11 protein-coding genes are annotated in these 16232 nt (G+C 65.9%); 5 read left to right on the top strand and 6 right to left on the bottom strand.

From position 1 onward, the window contains the following. Positions 1-2: 2 nt before the first annotated feature. The 5 genes from fliI to ABIB99_RS14065 all read left to right on the top strand — a co-directional run bounded on the left by fliI (position 3) and on the right by ABIB99_RS14065 (position 7928). Positions 3-1328 carry a flagellar protein export ATPase FliI gene (gene fliI, locus ABIB99_RS14085; protein ID WP_063981292.1) on the top strand — a complete coding sequence of 442 codons (1326 nt, stop codon included), beginning with the start codon at positions 3-5 and terminating at the stop codon, positions 1326-1328. Between the two features lie 852 nt (positions 1329-2180). Next, positions 2181-2816, top strand: coding sequence for a MarR family winged helix-turn-helix transcriptional regulator (locus tag ABIB99_RS14080; RefSeq protein WP_354176243.1), 636 nt, complete (start codon positions 2181-2183; stop codon positions 2814-2816). 1370 nt (positions 2817-4186) lie between these two features. Then, positions 4187-5251: a ketopantoate reductase family protein gene (locus ABIB99_RS14075; RefSeq protein WP_028154283.1), complete on the top strand. Its 1065-nt coding sequence runs from the start codon at positions 4187-4189 to the stop codon at positions 5249-5251. A 241-nt stretch (positions 5252-5492) separates the two neighbouring features. Beyond that, on the top strand, positions 5493-6311 hold the full coding sequence (locus tag ABIB99_RS14070) for a YkgJ family cysteine cluster protein (protein WP_063981257.1): 819 nt from the start codon (positions 5493-5495) through the stop codon (positions 6309-6311). A 105-nt stretch (positions 6312-6416) separates the two neighbouring features. After that, on the top strand, positions 6417-7928 hold the full coding sequence (locus ABIB99_RS14065) for a helicase HerA domain-containing protein (protein ID WP_028154285.1): 1512 nt from the start codon (positions 6417-6419) through the stop codon (positions 7926-7928). A gap of 6 nt (positions 7929-7934) precedes the next feature. Here the strand turns inward: ABIB99_RS14065 and ABIB99_RS14060 are convergent, their stop codons facing one another. The 6 genes from ABIB99_RS14060 to ABIB99_RS14035 all read right to left on the bottom strand — a co-directional run bounded on the left by ABIB99_RS14060 (position 7935) and on the right by ABIB99_RS14035 (position 16181). After that, positions 7935-10250: a TonB-dependent receptor gene (locus ABIB99_RS14060; RefSeq protein WP_354176242.1), complete on the bottom strand. Its 2316-nt coding sequence runs from the start codon at positions 10248-10250 to the stop codon at positions 7935-7937. Next, entirely contained in the window at positions 10231-11304 is a 1074-nt protein-coding gene (locus ABIB99_RS14055; protein WP_354176240.1) for a HoxN/HupN/NixA family nickel/cobalt transporter, read from the bottom strand. Before ABIB99_RS14055 ends, ABIB99_RS14060 begins: the two co-directional genes overlap by 20 nt. Before the next feature lie 254 nt (positions 11305-11558). Further along, positions 11559-12299, bottom strand: coding sequence for an ABC transporter ATP-binding protein (locus tag ABIB99_RS14050; protein WP_166344171.1), 741 nt, complete (start codon positions 12297-12299; stop codon positions 11559-11561). Further along, a complete protein-coding gene (locus ABIB99_RS14045; RefSeq protein WP_354176239.1) occupies positions 12296-13144 on the bottom strand; it encodes an ABC transporter ATP-binding protein in 849 nt (282 codons plus the stop codon). Before ABIB99_RS14045 ends, ABIB99_RS14050 begins: the two co-directional genes overlap by 4 nt. Next, positions 13144-14967: an ABC transporter permease gene (locus ABIB99_RS14040; RefSeq protein WP_354176238.1), complete on the bottom strand. Its 1824-nt coding sequence runs from the start codon at positions 14965-14967 to the stop codon at positions 13144-13146. Before ABIB99_RS14040 ends, ABIB99_RS14045 begins: the two co-directional genes overlap by 1 nt. Positions 14968-15023: 56 nt before the next feature. Further along, positions 15024-16181 (bottom strand): ABC transporter substrate-binding protein, encoded by a 1158-nt coding sequence (locus ABIB99_RS14035; RefSeq protein ID WP_063981251.1) that lies wholly within the window; start codon positions 16179-16181, stop codon positions 15024-15026. Positions 16182-16232 lie beyond the last annotated feature (51 nt).

Here is a 16232-nt window from a genome sequence, read left to right as displayed (position 1 = left end):
CCTTGAACGCTCTTCGGCAACTCGAGTGGGCGCTGCTGGAGCTCCAGCAGAGCACTCCCCTGGCCAGCGTCAGCGGCGCGATCTCCGAGATCGCTCCGACGCATTTCCGCGTCTCCGGCCTGTCGCGCTTCGTCAGGCTTGGTGAACTGATCGGCGTCAACTCCGGCGGCAAGCCCCAGATCGGCGAGGTGGTGCGGATCGACAGCGAGGGCATCATCGCCAAGCCGTTCGACCGGCAGTTCGCCGGCGGCCTCGGCTCGGTTGCTTACCGGATGCCGCCACTGTCCTTCGCGCCCGATCCGAGCTGGAAGGGCCGCGTCATCAACGCGCTCGGCGCGCCGCTCGACGGACAAGGTCCCCTCACCCCGGGATCGCGCACCGTCTCGGCGGAAGCCGAGGCGCCGGCGGCCATGAAGCGGGCGCGCGTCCACAAGCCGCTGCACACCGGCGTGCGCGTCATCGACCTGTTCGCGCCGATCTGCGCCGGCCAGCGCGTCGGCATCTTTGCCGGCTCCGGCGTCGGCAAGTCGACGCTGCTGGCGATGCTGGCCCGCAGCCAGGGCTTTGACACCGTCGTGCTGGCGCTCGTCGGCGAACGCGGCCGCGAGGTGCGCGAATTCATCGAGGACGTGCTCGGCGCCAACCGCAGCCGCGCCATCACCATCGTATCGACGGGTGATGAAAGCCCGATGATGCGGCGGCTGGCGCCGAAGACCGCCATGGCGGTCGCCGAATATTTCCGCGATCGGGGCGAATCGGTCCTGCTGGTGGTCGATTCGATCACCCGTTTTGCCCATGCCGCCCGCGAGGTCGCCCTCGCCGCCGGCGAGCCTGCGGTCGCACGCGGTTACGCACCGACGGTCTTCACCGACCTGCCCCGCCTGCTGGAGCGCGCCGGCCCCGGCGAGGAGGGATCCGGGACGATTACCGGCATTTTCTCCGTGCTGGTCGATGGCGACGATCACAACGAGCCGATCGCCGACACCATCCGCAGCACCCTCGACGGCCACATCGTGCTCTCCAGGCACATCGCCGACCAGGCGCGCTATCCCGCCGTCGATGTTCTGGCCTCGGTCTCCCGCCTCGCCCACAACGTCTGGGACCCTGAGGAACGCGAATTGGTGAGCAAGCTGCGCACCATGATCGCCAAATACGAGGACACGCGCGATCTTCGCCTGATGGGCGGATATCAGACGGGGCGTGATTCGGGTCTCGACCAGGCCGTCGACATGGTCCCGAAGATCTACAGCGCCATGCGGCAGGACGCCTCGGCAGGGCCGAGCGCCGATCCATTCCGCGAGCTGCGAGACATGCTCAAGGGCGACTAGCCGGGCGCGGCCGGCGCGCCCGTCGTCGTCGACCTGCTCATTATCGCGACAGTCGATCACGCATACCGCTGCGCCTCCGGCGCATGCGCACCCGTCGCCGACTGCCGCTTTCCGTCGCGCGCTAGCATCGGCCGTTCGGTGGAGATCGCGCCGCCGAGGCGAAAGCGATCCGGCGAACCCGTCTCGCTGTCATTATCACAACAACCACTGCGTGCAATCCCTACGAGTTCCATTGCCGATTCTGTGACGGATCGCACAAGTTGTGGATGACGCGCCGCTGCGCGTCACCGTCATGCACAAGCTTCCATCAATTTGCATCAACGGCGAACAGCAGCAGGCGTGCAATCAAACCGTCGCACATTTGCGTGCAAGTAGCTTGTTACACTGCGTATTGCGATCACCATGATGTGTCCTGACGAACGAGATTGTCTTGAACGTTACAATCGCTTCGAGCGACAGCCAGTCTTCAGGAGCGTCTCTACTTGATTTTGTTGAGAAGCTCATTCATCGTTTCGATGGAATACAAGAAACGTCTGCGTGTGACTTGAACTTCAGGGGCTACGGTTGAACAATACCGATCCATCGTCCGGCTGTGACGGCAACTCGGGCTTTCGTTCGACGACGCCACGATTGGCACACCATCATCGACACAGCTTCTCGCGCCGTATCTCGCAGGGTCCATCTGTCGAGATCGGCGGCAGAACGGTCCGTGCTTTCGCGCGAGAGGCGGGCCCTGCGCCTGCGTATGTGTCGATTGTGGTTGGTACGGCTTCTCGCGAAGGACTGGTACGCAACGACGGAAGGCGGCTCCGGGGCGCCGCAGACGTGATATCCGGGGCAAGGTAGGAATTTATGCCGTTGGCACGCGAGGCCGTCGAGCTGCTGGTTCAGGCGGCCAGAGCCTGGTATTTCGAAGGCAATCAGCACGGGTTGCGCGACCGGGAATGGATGGCGTTGCGCTTTCTCCACCGCGCCAACAGATTCTCGCGCACACCGTCCGCGCTGGCCGGCTTCATCGGCGCGACCCGCGCCACGGCATCGCAGATCGTGAAGACGCTGGAAGCCAAGTCCTTCCTGGTGCGAAAGCCGTCGCACGAGGACAAGCGGTCCGTCGTGCTGCACGTCACCGCGCAAGGCGAGAAATGCCTGAGCCAGCACGACCCGATCAATCACGTGGTGAACGCGGTCACGTCTCTCGGCACCGACGAATGCATCAGGCTGCGCGACTCGCTGCGCGAGATCCTCAATCATCTCGACGCGGCCCATCAGCGGCTCGATGCCAGCATCTGCCGCGACTGCATGTTTCTCGCCGAACGCAGTCCCGGCGCGGGCAAGGGACGCGCGAGCGCCGAATTCATGTGCCGGCTGTACCGCGCCCCGGTTTCTCTCGAGGAGACCGAGCTCCTCTGCACCAGCTTCGAGCGCACCCGCGACCGCCCGAAGATCGAGGGGCATCTCGACCGCGCGCGCATGGCGAGCCAGGGATGACGCGGGAGTTCGCGACGTGATGGAACGCGCAAGTTTCGGGCGGATGCGATCGCCGGCGCTTGCGTAAAGTTTCTCAGCGGTATCGTTCTTTGAAACACTCGTTTCCTCCGGTCTCCCGGATGCGCTGACCAGGCACGGGAACATAGTGGCGCACACTCCCTCCGCAACGTCATTGCGAGCGCAGCAAAGCAATGACGGAGTAGGAGGCATCGCCGTCGTCCTCCAGGTACCGCTGTCATTCCCCGCGACCCGGCTACGCCAAGGCTTCGCCGGGGCTGAGGTCCAGGGCCGCCGAAGCTTGAGCGTAGGCGGCAAGCGGGGAATCCAGTACGCCGCGGCCTCTCGGCTCAATCACAGCCGTCTCTGGAATGCTGGATCGCCCGGTCAAGCCGGGCGACGACAGCGAGTGCCTGGTCGCAGACGCACCATCGCCTTCTCGCGGCGCATCTCGCCCGAGCTTTGCTTGATCTCTCCACCCTCGAAGCCAAGAGGGCGCAGGGAAGGCCGGGTGCTGACCTCGCACCCGCGGTCCGCTGCGCGAAAGGTAGCGCAAGGAAACCGCACAGCAGCATACAGGTGGTGCCAATCACTCGGCCTTCCCTGCGCAGTGGTTGGACGGCTTATGCCGTGCTCTCCCGGGAGCCGAGTTCCTTCTGGTCTCCCTCACGCTTGCGAAAGTCACCGACACCGCGCCGGTTGACGCGACTGCCGCATTCGCAAAGCACTTGACCGTAGCAACGACGGCCAGGACCACACGGTTTTGCCGTACGCACGGCCCGCCATTTCGCCGCAGTTTTTCCAGCCCTGTCGACGGAGCCGGAAACTTACAGACGAGACGAACCTGACAGCGCCGCTCATCCGGCACGAAGTCTTGGGCTCACGGAGAGCAATCCGCCCTACCCGCACTTCTCGCGCCCAACGCTGCCGCGTCTACCGCAACCCGGCTCGCGACAGTGACGACACAAGATCGCCCCTCTTGGTGAGCCGGGATGGGCAGCACATACGCCAATTCCGAATTTCGGTAAAGTGGAATATTTTCGCCCGCGCGGCTTGACGCCCTCTCGGGTGTTTTGCCCGTCGGGCAACGAGAGCCCCGTCGCCCGGATGGAGCCAACGGGTCGACGCGAAGCGCCGCCCGATGACAGGCTCCGCGCAATCCGGGAAAGGCGTAGGCGCCGGACGAGCGGTCCCGGATCGGGCTGCGCTCCATCCGGGCGACCGATCACCCGCGCCCGCCCGGCAGTCCGCCGTCCGCCTTGTATGCATTATCCCAGTTGCCATCCCCGCGGACTTCGCTTTACATGCCGGCAACTCGCCCGCGGATGACGGCCGGGGCTCAAAAATCACACACATTTTCAAAGGGACGGAATATGGCGCGTAACATCCTGATTCTCGGGGCTTCCTACGGTTCCCTGCTGGGCACGAAGCTGCTGATGGCGGGCCATAACGTGTCCCTGGTCTGCCGCGCCAAGACCGCTGAGCTGATCAACCGTGACGGTACCGAGGTGCGCATCAAGCTGCGCGACGAGGCGGTGCACCGGGCGATCTTCTCGCGCGACCTGCCCGGCAAGCTCGACGCAGTGACGCCGGGCAATGTCGACCTCTCGCGCTACGACATGGTCGGCCTGGCGATGCAGGAGCCGCAATACACCAACCACACGGTCCGCGTTCTCATGGTCAAGATCGCCGCGGCGAAGCTGCCGTGCCTGTCGATCATGAACATGCCGCCGCTGCCCTACCTGAAGCGGATCCCGTCGCTCGCCGACATGGATCTCGAGGAGGCCTACACCAATGCGCAGGTGTGGGAGCGCTTCGAGCCCGGCCTGGTGACGCTGTGCTCGCCCGACCCGCAGGCCTTCCGTCCGCCGGAAGAAGCCGCCAACGTGCTTCATGTCGGCCTGCCCACGAATTTCAAGGCATCGGCCTTCGCCGACGAGAAGCACAACAAGGTGCTGCGCGAGCTCGAAGCCGACATCGACGCGGTGACGCTCGACGGTCACGACGTGCCGGTGAAGCTGAAAGTGTTCGACTCGCTGTTCGTGCCGCTGGCGAAATGGTCGATGCTGCTGACCGGCAACTATCGCTGCATCACGCCGCACGAGCCGCAGTCGATCCGCGACGCCGTGCACGGCGATCTCGCGCGCTCGCAGACGATCTACGACCATGTCGACGCGATCGCCCGCCGTCTCGGCGCCGATCCGCAGGACCAGGTGCCGTTCGCGAAATACGCCAAGGCCGCCGAGAGCCTGCTCAAGCCGTCATCGGCCGCGCGCGCGGTCGCGAGCGGCGCGCCCTTCATCGAGCGCGTCGACCTGCTGGTGAAGCTGATCTCGCATCAGCTCGGCACCCCCAATGCCGAGATCGACCGCACGGTCGAGACCGTGGACCTGAAGCTGAACGAGAAGATCGTGCAGGGCGGATCTGGCGCGCAGTAGCAGCGTGCCGGCGCTGCCGTCATAGGTCGCGCCGGCCTGCACTGATCGAATTGTCGATGCAGATCGGATCGCCCCTCAGATGGGCTTACAATTTGGCCCAATACGGGCCATCCTGCTCAGCAGTCCGTTTGCGTAAATCCCGCATACATGCGACTGCTAGCCGTCACGCGGGCGCCGATTTCCGCAGGTTCCGGGGCAGCGCGATGGCCGGATCGAAGGGCTGAAGAACAAGTAGAAGACGATGGATCAGACGGCGTTGCAGGTCGCTCGCGCGGTGGAGGCCGGCGCGACGACGATGAAGGGGATCGTTGACGCGACCGGATTGTCCCGCCTCAAGGTCGAGCGCGCGCTGAGCACGCTGGAGAAGCAAAAGCTCCTGGTCCGCGACGGCCAGGGTTTTCGCGCGACCGGCCTGCCGAAAACGGCGCCGCTGACCCGGCAGTGCGGATCGTGCAACGCCTGCTGCGATATCCTTGAAGTGGCCGCCGTCGACAAGCCGGTGAACCAGCTGTGCAGACACTGGCAGACGGGAACCGGGTGCACCATCTACGACCGCCGCCCGCAGATGTGCCGGTCGTTCGTCTGCGCCTGGCTGCAAGGTCATCTCGATGATGCGTGGTTTCCGGCGACGTCCGGCATCATCGTGCATTTCAGCCAGGACGCGGTCAACGTGACGGTCGACGACCACTGCCCCGATCGCTGGCGCGAGGAGCCTTATTTCAGCAAGCTCGTCGAATGGTCGCTGAACGGGATCAGGCGGATCGGTAACCGCGGCTACGCGACCCTCGTGGTCTCCGGCGAGAACCGGTTCCTGCTGCTCGGACGCACCATCGTTCCCGAGCCGACGCTGTTCGGAACGGCGTTCCTGCCGCTCACCACCGACACCTTCCGGTTCTGGCGCGCGACATCGCCCGAGCATCTGCAGCGGCTGCACGAGCGCATCGCCGAGATCGAGCGTATCCGGCAGGAATTCGGCTCCTGTGCGATCCCCGAGAACGAGGACGACGATCCGCAGGCGCCCTATCGGCCCGCACTTTTACGGCAATCGAATCACGCCTGAACTCCGCCGTGGGCAACACCGCATGATTCGCACGGTGCCGCTCGACGCGCCCCGGCCGGGTTGATAAGCCCCACTCCGCGAATGATGGGGACTTGAGTCGGGGACATGACAGTTGCGATCGAGATGGGGCAGACCACGGCAGGCGCCGCGGCCGCCATGGACCTCGAGGAACTGCTGGCGACCCGGCTCCTGGTGCAGGGCAATTCGGGCTCCGGCAAGTCGCATCTGTTGCGGCGGCTGCTCGAACAGAGCGCGCCCTGGGTGCAACAGGCCATCATCGACCCCGAAGGCGACTTCGTCACGCTGGCCGAGCAATTCGGCCATCTGGTGATCGAGGCCGAGGATCACACCGAGCGCGGTCTTCAGGTCGCCGGCGAGCGGGCGCGGCTGCATCGCGTCTCCACCGTGCTCAATCTCGAAGGGCTGGACGCCGAGAACCAGATGCGGCGTGCCGCGGCGTTCCTCGGCGGCCTGTTCGACGTCGACCGCGATCACTGGTACCCGATGCTGGTGGTGGTCGACGAAGCGCAGCTGTTCGCGCCGGCGGTCGCCGGCGAGGTCTCGGACGAGGCGCGCAAGCTCTCTCTCGGTGCGATGACCAATCTGATGTGCCGCGGCCGCAAACGTGGCCTCGCCGGCATCATCGCGACTCAGCGCCTGGCAAAACTCGCCAAGAACGTCGCGGCGGAAGCCTCCAATTTCCTGATGGGCCGGACCTTCCTCGACATCGACATGGCGCGCGCCGCCGACCTGCTCGGCATGGAGCGGCGGCAGGCCGAATCCTTTCGCGATCTCGAGCGCGGACAGTTCATGGCGCTCGGCCCGGCGCTGTCGCGACGCCCCCTGCGTTTGCATATCGGCCCGACCGACACCCACGCGCGCAATTCCACGCCGCGGCTGATGCCGATGCCGGAAGCCGCACTCGAGGATATGCGCGCCGTGATCCTGGCCGCACCGCCGCCCGATGCCAGCCGCCCGCAGCGCCGGCCCGCGCCCGATCTGCTCGAGCAGCTCCGCGCCGCGAAGGCGGCCGCGCCGGAGATCCGGCCTGAGGTGGCCGAGGTGCCGATCAGCGCCGAGGAGCTCGCCGAGCGGCGCGAGCGCGTCGATCGTACGCTTCGCGCCGTGCTCGCCGAGCCCGATGCCGGCTTCCGCGCCGTCGGCGTGCTCTATCAGGAGTTCGTGGTTCGCTGCCGCATCGAGGGCCTCGGCTCCGCGGTGCCTGATCTGAACGAATTCCGCCGCATGCTGACACGCGCGCGCGCCGGGCTCGGCGCCGAGCATGCCGAGGACGATGTCTGGCAGGACGTGTCGCTGCGCGCCTCGATCCTGCCCGACGACATGCAGGGCGTGTTCATGATGATCGCACGCGCGGCGAAGGAAGGCTGGCCCTGCCCCGGCGATGCCGCGATCGCCCGCGCCTACGGCTCGCATTCGCTGCGCCGCGCCCAGCGCCTTCTCGGCTACATGGAGGAGCAGGGCCTGATCGTCTGCCAGCTCGACGGCGCCGGCCGCCGGATCGTGACGCTGGTGGAGCTGGCCTGGGCCACCGCGCCGGGCGATCCCAACGGCGACGATCTGCCGGCGGAGCCGGTTCCGAGCGCGGCCTCGGCTTGAGATCGCCTAGAACGTCCCGGCGACAGTCAGGCGAAAGCTCAGCGGCTCGACCGGGTGCAGCACGTAATCCATCACGCCGTTCTGGCAGACCGCCGTCGGCGCGACGCCGCCGGTGCAGAGATTGTACAGCGTGTCGGTCTTGAGCAGCGAACCGTAGGCATAAGTGATCTGGTTCGCCTGCGTGTTGAAGAGATTGAGCACGTCGAGCTGGATGCGCCAGCCGTTGTCGATGCGATAGCCGAGGCGGCTGTTGAAGATGCTGGTCGCGGACGAGCGGAACGCATTGTCTTCCGTCAGCGGGCTCGACGCCAGATAGCGCCAGCGCAAAGCCCCAAACCAGCCGGTCTTCTCGCCGAGCGTGATGCCGGCCGATGCCACCATCGCCGGCGCGTTCGGAATGTAGTTGCCGGGCGCGTTGCCGATCTGCGCTTCGGGATAGCCCGCGAGCGAGGCGTAGACCTCCGCCTGCTCGCTGTCAGTGCCGCGGAAGCGCGCATGCGTCATGGCGAGATCGGCATCGATGTCGATCCACGAGCGCGGGCGGTAATGATTTGTCCACTCGAAACCGTAGCGGCGGCTGGCGCGGGTCGCCGAGGTATCGCCGGCATCGCCGGAGAACAGGATCTCGGAATCCTGATCGAGGATGAAGAGGCTGAACGAGGTGTCGAGGCCGGGCACGATCTTGCTGCGGACGCCAACCTCCGCGCCCCTGGTACGCACCAGCAGCGGCGACGGCGTCAGTCGCGTGGCGGGATCGCTCGGATCTTCCGTCGTGGTCGCGCCGCGCGCGTCGTTCGAGTGCATGCCGGTGCCGGCGCCGAGGAAGAATTCGGTCTGGTTGAACGGGCCGAGCGCCACGCGGAACTTCGGGCTGCCGAGCGCGGCGTCAGTGCGGCCGGAATTGTTGGCATTGAACAGCGAGGTGACGTCGGCCGCATAGTAATCGCCGCGCAGGCCGACAGTGGTCCTCAGCCAATCGGTCCAGCGCACGGTGTTCTCGGCGAAGACACCGACGCTGCCCTCGCCGACCTTGTCGCTGCGAATGCTGGAGAGGAAGCCGCGCTGGAACGTGTTGCTCAGCGCCAGATCGATCGAATCATAGCGCGATTGCAGGCCGATCGTGGTCTGCATCGGCAGTCCGGCGAACGATCCGCTCAGCGTGCGCGAGATGTTGGCGCCCGCCATCAGGCGGTCGTCGTGCTGGTGGAACTGGTCGCCGAGCACGGGATCGCTGAGGAAATAGGTGAAGTTGTTGAAGAGGTCGAGCTGGCTCTTCACGACATAAGCGTTGGCCTTCCACGACCCGACATCGTCGCTCTGCGCGATGCGGCCCGAGAGCGCAAAGCGGTTGGTGTTGCCGCCGTCGCTCGGATCTTCCGAGCCGAAGCGGTCGATAAAACCGGCGGCGATCGCACGCTGCGGCACCTGGTCGGTCGAATTCCATTTGTTCGCGTAGGCCATGCCGGTGATGGTCAGGCCATCGGTCGCGGTGCCCCGGCTGTAGCGCACGAGACCGTTCAGCTTGCGCACGTTGTCCGGATTTTCCCAGGGGCCATTGTAGGTGCCGAGCTCGCCGGCGACGAGCAGCGAACCGTCACCGACTTTCGCTGAGTCCATGCCGAGAAGACGACGATAGCCAAAGCTGCCGGCGGTCACCTGCGCGAGGCCCTTTTCGGTACGGTCGATCAGGCCGATGCGCACGCTGCCGACAGAGGCGAAATCGCTCTCGTCGGCGAAGTACGGCCCCTTGCGCACATCCATCGCGCTGATGGTTTCCGGGATCAGCCAGTTGAGATCGGCATAGCCCTGGCCATGCGCGTGGGTGCGCATGTTGACGGGGACGTCATCGACATAGATGGCGAGATCGGTGCCGTGGTCGAGATTGTAGCCGCGCAGAAAATACTGGTTGGCTTTGCCTTCACCGGAATGCTGGGTCACGATCAACCCCGGCACGACTTCGAGCGCCTCACCCGGCCGCGCGAAAGGGCGCGCGTTGATCTCATCGCCGGAGACGGTGGTCTCGCTCGCCATGCCAGGCGGGCCTTTTGCGCCGGAGGCGACGCTGCGGGCGTCCGAGACCGGAGCCTGCGTCGGCTGAGCCACGTGACCGCGATTGGCCGGGACCGGCTTGCTGGCTCGCCGCGATGCGGGCAGTCTCTTGTGAGGCTTCGTCTCGCCGCCGGAGACCTGGATCGGCGGCAGTTCGCGCGAGGCGTCACTGCTCTGCGCGAAGGCGCTGCCGTCATCCGCGAGAAGCATGATGGCCGAAAATGCCGTCAACGCTCCGCAACGACGGCCAGACTCAGGCCGCCTCGGTCGCATCGGCGCCCCGAAGTACATTCGCGCGGGACGCGGCGCCCGCAAACATGCGGCGATAGAGCACGACCGAGACGAGCCAGGCGATCGCAAACAGCGCGATCACGGCGAAGCCGACATTGGCGAGCGACTCGTTGAGGCCGTCGACCAGCGCCCACACCCCGCCGGTTAGACAAAGCCGGTCGGCGATCAGGCCGAGCGCCTCGATGCCGCCGATCAACAGCGCCACCGCGACGGAGGCGCCGGTGATGGTGAGGTTGTACCAGAGCTTTCGCAGGGGATCGACGAAGGCCCAGCGATAGGCGCTGACCATCAGCGCCGAATCGGCGGTGTCGACCAGCGCCATGCCCGACGCGAACAGCGCGGGAAAGACCATGACATCGGCGAGTGAAGCACCGCGCGCGGCTTCGGTCGCGGAGATGCTGAGCAGGCCGATCTCGGTCGCGGTGTCGAAGCCGAGCCCGAACAGGAACCCGAGCGGGAGCATGTGCCAGGGCTTTGTCACCAGGCGGAACATCGGGCCGAGCAGGCGCGCCAGGAATCCGCGACTCGCCAGCAGCGCGTCGAGCTGCGCGGCGTCGTGGATGCCCTGCGCGCGCGCGATGCGAAAAGTCCGCCACAGGCCGACGAAGATTGCGAGATTGATGGCCGCGATCACGAGCAGGAACAGCGCCGACACCGACGTGCCGATCAGGCCGCCGATATCCCTGAGCAGGCTGTCGCCGCCGAGGCTCACCACGCCGAGCGCCAGCAGCATGGTCGCGACCACGACCACGGTCGAATGGCCGAGGGCGAAATAGAGGCCGACGCTGCGCGGCGCACCGCCCGCATGCATCAGCTTGCGCACGACATTGTCGATGGCGGCGATGTGGTCGGCGTCGACGGCATGGCGGAGGCCAAACACCCAGGCCAGCAGCGCGGTCGCCATCACCGTCGGCCGGTCACCGAACGCCGCGAAGGCCCAGGCCCATGCGGCGACGTTGGCGGCGATGAGCCCGCCGAACAGCAACACGGTGGCGGGCTCCACCGCCCGTAGGGACCATTTCGTCACGACAATCATTCCGTTCGCACGCCCCTTCGCGGCAACGGTATGATCTTTTCATAGAATGATCACACTAACCAATGCAATTCCAGGGGGCCGCTTTGCAGGAATGCTTGTAACCATCCTTCGAGACGCCCGCTGCGCGGGCTCCTCAGGATGAGGCCTGGATTCGCGGCCACGTTGCGAGCAGACCCTCATGGTGAGGAGCCCGCGCAGCGGGCGTCCGGACGATGCTCTGCATCGCCGGGCGAACCATGCAGGCAGAGATGGTGCTACGCGGCCTCGGAGCCACCAAGATAGGCATCGCGGATGCGGGGGTCGTCCTTCAGCGCCCGCGCCGGGCCTGAGAGCACGATCTTGCCGGTCTGGAGCACATAGGCCTCGTGCGCGATCTCGAGCGCGAGGCTGGCGTTCTGTTCGACCATGAAGACGGACACGCCTTCCTGGTTGATGGTGCGGATCAACTCCAGCACGCGGTCGACATAGAGCGGCGACAGGCCCATGGTCGGCTCGTCCATCACGATCATCCGGGGACGGCTCATCAGCGCGCGCGCCATTGCGACCATCTGCTGCTCGCCGCCGGAGAGCGAACCAGCACGCTGCGACAGCCGCTGCCCAAGTTTCGGGAACAGCGTCAGCATCTTGTCGAGATCCTGCGCGATCGCCTCGCGGTCGTTGCGCACGAAGGCACCCATCAGGATGTTTTCGCGCACGCTCATGTCCGCAAACAACCGCCGCGCCTCAGGCACGGAGGCGATACCACGGCGGACGATCTGCGGCGTGGTGAGCCCGAGCAGCGAGGCGCCGTCGAAGGTCACGTCACCCGAGCGCGGTTTCACCAGGCCCAAAATGATCTTCATCGTGGTCGACTTGCCGCTGGCATTGCCGCCGAGCAGGCAGACGATATGGCCGCGGCCGACCGTGATCGACAGGTCGAAATGCACCTGCGCCTGGCCGTAGAAGGTGTTGACGTTCGAGAGCGCCAGCAGCGGTTCGGATGCGCCTGTCGTCATGCCACGCTCTCCCGCTCCGGCGTCTCCGACAGGCCGTGGCCGAGATAGGCCTCGATCACCTTGGGATCGCCACGCACCACTTCACCCGGCCCTTCCGCTATCTTCTTGCCCTCGTCCATGACGATGACGCGGTCGGAGAGGCGCATCACCATTTCAAGCTTGTGCTCGATCAGGAGGATGGTCAGCCCCTCGGCTTTCAACTCGGCGACGAGGCCCTGCATCTCCGTGGTTTCGGTCGGGTTCATGCCGGCGGTCGGCTCGTCGAGCAGCAACAGGCGCGGCTTCAGCGCAAGCGCGCGCGCGATCTCGACGCGGCGGCGGTTGGCGTAGGACAGGCTGTAGGCCGGCTGGTCGATCCGCGGCAGCAGCCGTTCGCCGAAGCGAGCGAGAATAGCCTTCACCTCCTCCCGCAGCCGTTCCTCTTCGTCCCTGACGCTGGCCGGACGCAACAGCGCCAGTCCCAATTCCAGCAGCGGGCCGATCACTGGCACCGCGGGCTTCACCGCGCGCAGCCGCGTGTGCGCGCCGATCAGGACGTTGTCCATGACGCTGAGATTGCCGAAGACGCGGCCGAGCTGGAAGGTGCGCGCGATGCCTCCGGCCGCGAGCCGTTCGGGCGACAGACCCGTGATGTCCTGCCCTTCGAAGTGGACATGGCCGGCATCGGGCCGATCGAGCCCAGTCACGAGGTTGAACAGCGTCGTCTTGCCGGCACCGTTCGGGCCGATGATGCTGATGAGCTCACCCCTGGCGAGATCGAGGTCGATGGCATCCACTGCGGTCAGGCCGCCAAAGCGACGCGTCAGCCCGCGCAGGGACAGCATGGGCGTGTGCTGCTCCGCCATCATATCGTCCCCAACAGGCCCTGCGGCCTGAACCGCACGAGCAGCAGCAGCACGATGCCGTAGATCAGGATGCGATACTCCGCCGCGATCCGGAACACCTCCGGCAAGCCGACCAGCGCGACCGCTCCGACGATGGCGCCGACGACGTTGCCGAGGCCGCCGAGGATGACGACGGTCAGCGCCAGGATGGATTGCTGCGTGTTGAAGGTCTCGTGGTTGATGTAGGAATAGAGATGGGCGGCGATGCCGCCGCTGACACCGGCCGCGAAGCCGCCGAAGATGAAGGCCAGCGACTTGTAGCGGTTCAGGCTGAGGCCATAGGCGCGCGCGGCGATGTCATCGTCGCGGATGGCGCGAAAGCTACGGCCGAGATGCGAGCCGAGCAGGCGCCCCTGCAGCAGCGCCAGCACGACCATCACGACGAAGCTGAACCAGTAGATCGACGTCGGGCTAATCAGGTCATAGCCAAACAGCGACAGCGGCGGAATGCCGGAGATGCCGATCGGACCACGCGTAACGCTCTCCCAGTTCAGAATCACCAGCGACACGATCTCGCCGATGGCCAGCGTCGCGATCGACACGTAATGCCCGCGCAGACGGAACGACGGCGAGATCAATGCGGTGCCGAGCGCGGCGCTCATTAGCCCGCCGCCGACGATGGCGAGGCCGACCGGGACGTTGAGGGTCAGCGACAGCAGCGCGGAGGTGTAGGCGCCGATTGCGAGTAGCGCGGCATGTCCGAGCGAGACCTGTCCCACCGTGCCCGCAACCAGCGTCAGGCTGAGCGCGAGCATGCCGAGCAGCCAGGCGTTGATCAGGGTCTGGAGCACGTAGAAGGACACCGGGAAGAACGGCAGGATCGCGAACACGCCGGCGGCAACCAGCAGCGCCCAACGCGGAATCCGCACCGGGCGGCTCGGCGCGATGAAGGTGCCGGTGAGCGGCTCGGGTGGCGCCTGCCGCGCGCTGGCGAACAGGCCGTTCGGACGCAGCACGAGCACGACGACCAGCAGCAGGAACGCGAACAGATTGCGGTAGCTGGTGCCGAACACGGCGACGCCGTAGCTCTCGACCAGCCCGAGCAACAAGCTGCCGATCACGGCGCCCGGCACGTTGCCGGCGCCGCCAACCACTTCCGCAACGACCCCCTTCAGCGTCGCCTGCAGGCTCATCGCGGTGTCGATCTGGTTGTAGTACATGCCGACCAGCAGGCCGGAGACGCCGCCGAGCGCCGCCGCGATGCCGAACACGGCCTGATTGACGCGGTTGACGTCGACGCCCATCTGCATGGCGGCATCGCGGTCCTGCGCGGTGGCGCGCACCGCCCAGCCGAGCTTGCTGTAGCGCAGGAACACGAACAGCAGCAGCGCGCTGGTGAGGCCGACGCCGGCGATCAGCAGATCAAGCGGTCCGATCGTGCCGCCACCGACCTGGAAGCGCACGTCAGGCAGCTGGCTCGGCAGCGCGCGCGGATTGGGCGAGAAGGTCAGCATCACCAGCTGATCGAGCACGAAGCTGATGCCGATGGTCGCGAGCAACGGCGCGATGCGCACGGAGTTCTGAAGCGGACGCAGGCCGAACCGTTCGATGATCAGTCCGACGATCGCGGCCGCCACCGCCACCACGATAATGGTGAGCGGCAGCGGCGTATGCAGCTGCACCACCGCGACCCAGCCGATATAGGCGCCGACGAGATAGATCGAGCCCTGGGCAAAGTTGATCAGCCGGCTGACGCCGAAGATCAGCGCAAGCCCGACCGCAACGAGGGCGTAGACATTGCCGACGATCAGCCCGTTGATCGTGTAGTCGAGCCAGGAAGACACGCAGTTGCCCCCGCGTAGAGAGGAAAGTGGCCGGAGCGGCGGCTCCGGCCATCAGGTCAGGTCGGCTTGCCGTCCCAGAGCGCGAACTGGCCCTTGCGCACGACGAGCTCGGCGTTCATGGCGCCCTTGACGCGGCGGGTCGCGACGTCGAACGTCGCGGCCCCGAAGATGACGCTCGGCACGTCCTTGACCTTGGTGAAGGCGTCACGGACCGCCTTGCGGTCGGTGCCGCCGATCTTCACCACGGCAGCCGCCATGTTCATCGCATCATAGGCGTAGGCGTTGAAGGCGTCGGGCTCCAGACCGTTGTACTTCTTCTTGAAGCCGGCGATGAACTTTTGCACCTCGGGCCGCGGGTCTTCCGGGAAGTAGCGCGTGCCGACATGGACCTCTTCGACGGCCTCGCCGCCCAGCTCCAGGAATTTCGGCGAGTAGACCGAGCTTGCCGCGCAGATCACCTGCTTGAGCCCGACCTGTCGCGCCTGACGCGCGATCAGCGCGCCGTCGGAATAGTAGGAGATCAGGATCAAGCCGTCCGGATTGGCATCACGCACGCGCACCAGAGTGGAGCGGAAGTCGCGCTCCTCGGCAATATAGCCCTCGGTGACCGCGATCTCCGCGCCATATTCCTTTGCAGCATTGACGAAATAGTCGCGGCTGGTGCGGCCCCAATCGGTGTTGAGGTGCAGCACTGCAAGCTTCTTCAGGCCAAGGCGCTTCACGGCATAGGACGCCAACAGCGGCTGCTCGTCGGCCTGGCTGACCGAGGTGCTCCACATGAAGTCGCCGCCCTTGGTGAAGTCAGGGTGCGAATTGGTGAAGCCGAACTGCACAAGGCCCGCGCGCTGATAGATCGGCGAGGCCGCCATCGAGGCCGGGCTGGAGAAGTCGCCGAGCTCAAGAACGATGCGGGGATCGGAGACGAATTTCTGCGCGATCGCCACCGATTGGCGCGGATCGCTCTGGCTGTCCTCGAAATTGTAGGTGAGCTTGCGGCCGTTGATGCCGCCAGCGGCCTGGATCTCGTCGAGCGCGAGATCGAAGCCCTGCTTCCACTGCGTACCATATTGCGCGTTCGGCCCGGTCAGGGGGCCGCTGACGCCGAGCAGGATCGGCTCGGAGGATTGCGCAAAGGCTCCGCGCGAACCGGCCGCTCCCGCCATCATGGCGGCGAGCGAGCCCTTGACCAGGGTACGACGATCGATGTTGCTCATGCACGGCTCCATCCAGATAGTGTTGAAACAAACAGCAATTCTTGTGCCGGT

The organism is Bradyrhizobium sp. LA6.1 (assembly GCF_040547805.1).
Classification (GTDB): domain Bacteria; phylum Pseudomonadota; class Alphaproteobacteria; order Rhizobiales; family Xanthobacteraceae; genus Bradyrhizobium; species Bradyrhizobium barranii.
This window is presented reverse-complemented; position numbering and strand designations above follow the sequence as displayed.

Excerpts from the sequence above, each read along its gene's own strand:
- ABIB99_RS14075 (WP_028154283.1), top strand. The coding sequence starts at position 4,187 with ATGGCGCGTAACATCCTGATTCTCGGGGCTTCCTACGGTTCCCTGCTG.
- ABIB99_RS14045 (WP_354176239.1), bottom strand. The coding sequence starts at position 13,144 with ATGGCGGAGCAGCACACGCCCATGCTGTCCCTGCGCGGGCTGACGCGT.
- ABIB99_RS14050 (WP_166344171.1), bottom strand. The coding sequence starts at position 12,299 with ATGACGACAGGCGCATCCGAACCGCTGCTGGCGCTCTCGAACGTCAAC.
- ABIB99_RS14080 (WP_354176243.1), top strand. The coding sequence starts at position 2,181 with ATGCCGTTGGCACGCGAGGCCGTCGAGCTGCTGGTTCAGGCGGCCAGA.
- ABIB99_RS14060 (WP_354176242.1), bottom strand. The coding sequence starts at position 10,250 with ATGCGACCGAGGCGGCCTGAGTCTGGCCGTCGTTGCGGAGCGTTGACG.
- ABIB99_RS14055 (WP_354176240.1), bottom strand. The coding sequence starts at position 11,304 with ATGATTGTCGTGACGAAATGGTCCCTACGGGCGGTGGAGCCCGCCACC.
- ABIB99_RS14035 (WP_063981251.1), bottom strand. The coding sequence starts at position 16,181 with ATGAGCAACATCGATCGTCGTACCCTGGTCAAGGGCTCGCTCGCCGCC.
- ABIB99_RS14065 (WP_028154285.1), top strand. The coding sequence starts at position 6,417 with ATGACAGTTGCGATCGAGATGGGGCAGACCACGGCAGGCGCCGCGGCC.
- ABIB99_RS14070 (WP_063981257.1), top strand. The coding sequence starts at position 5,493 with ATGGATCAGACGGCGTTGCAGGTCGCTCGCGCGGTGGAGGCCGGCGCG.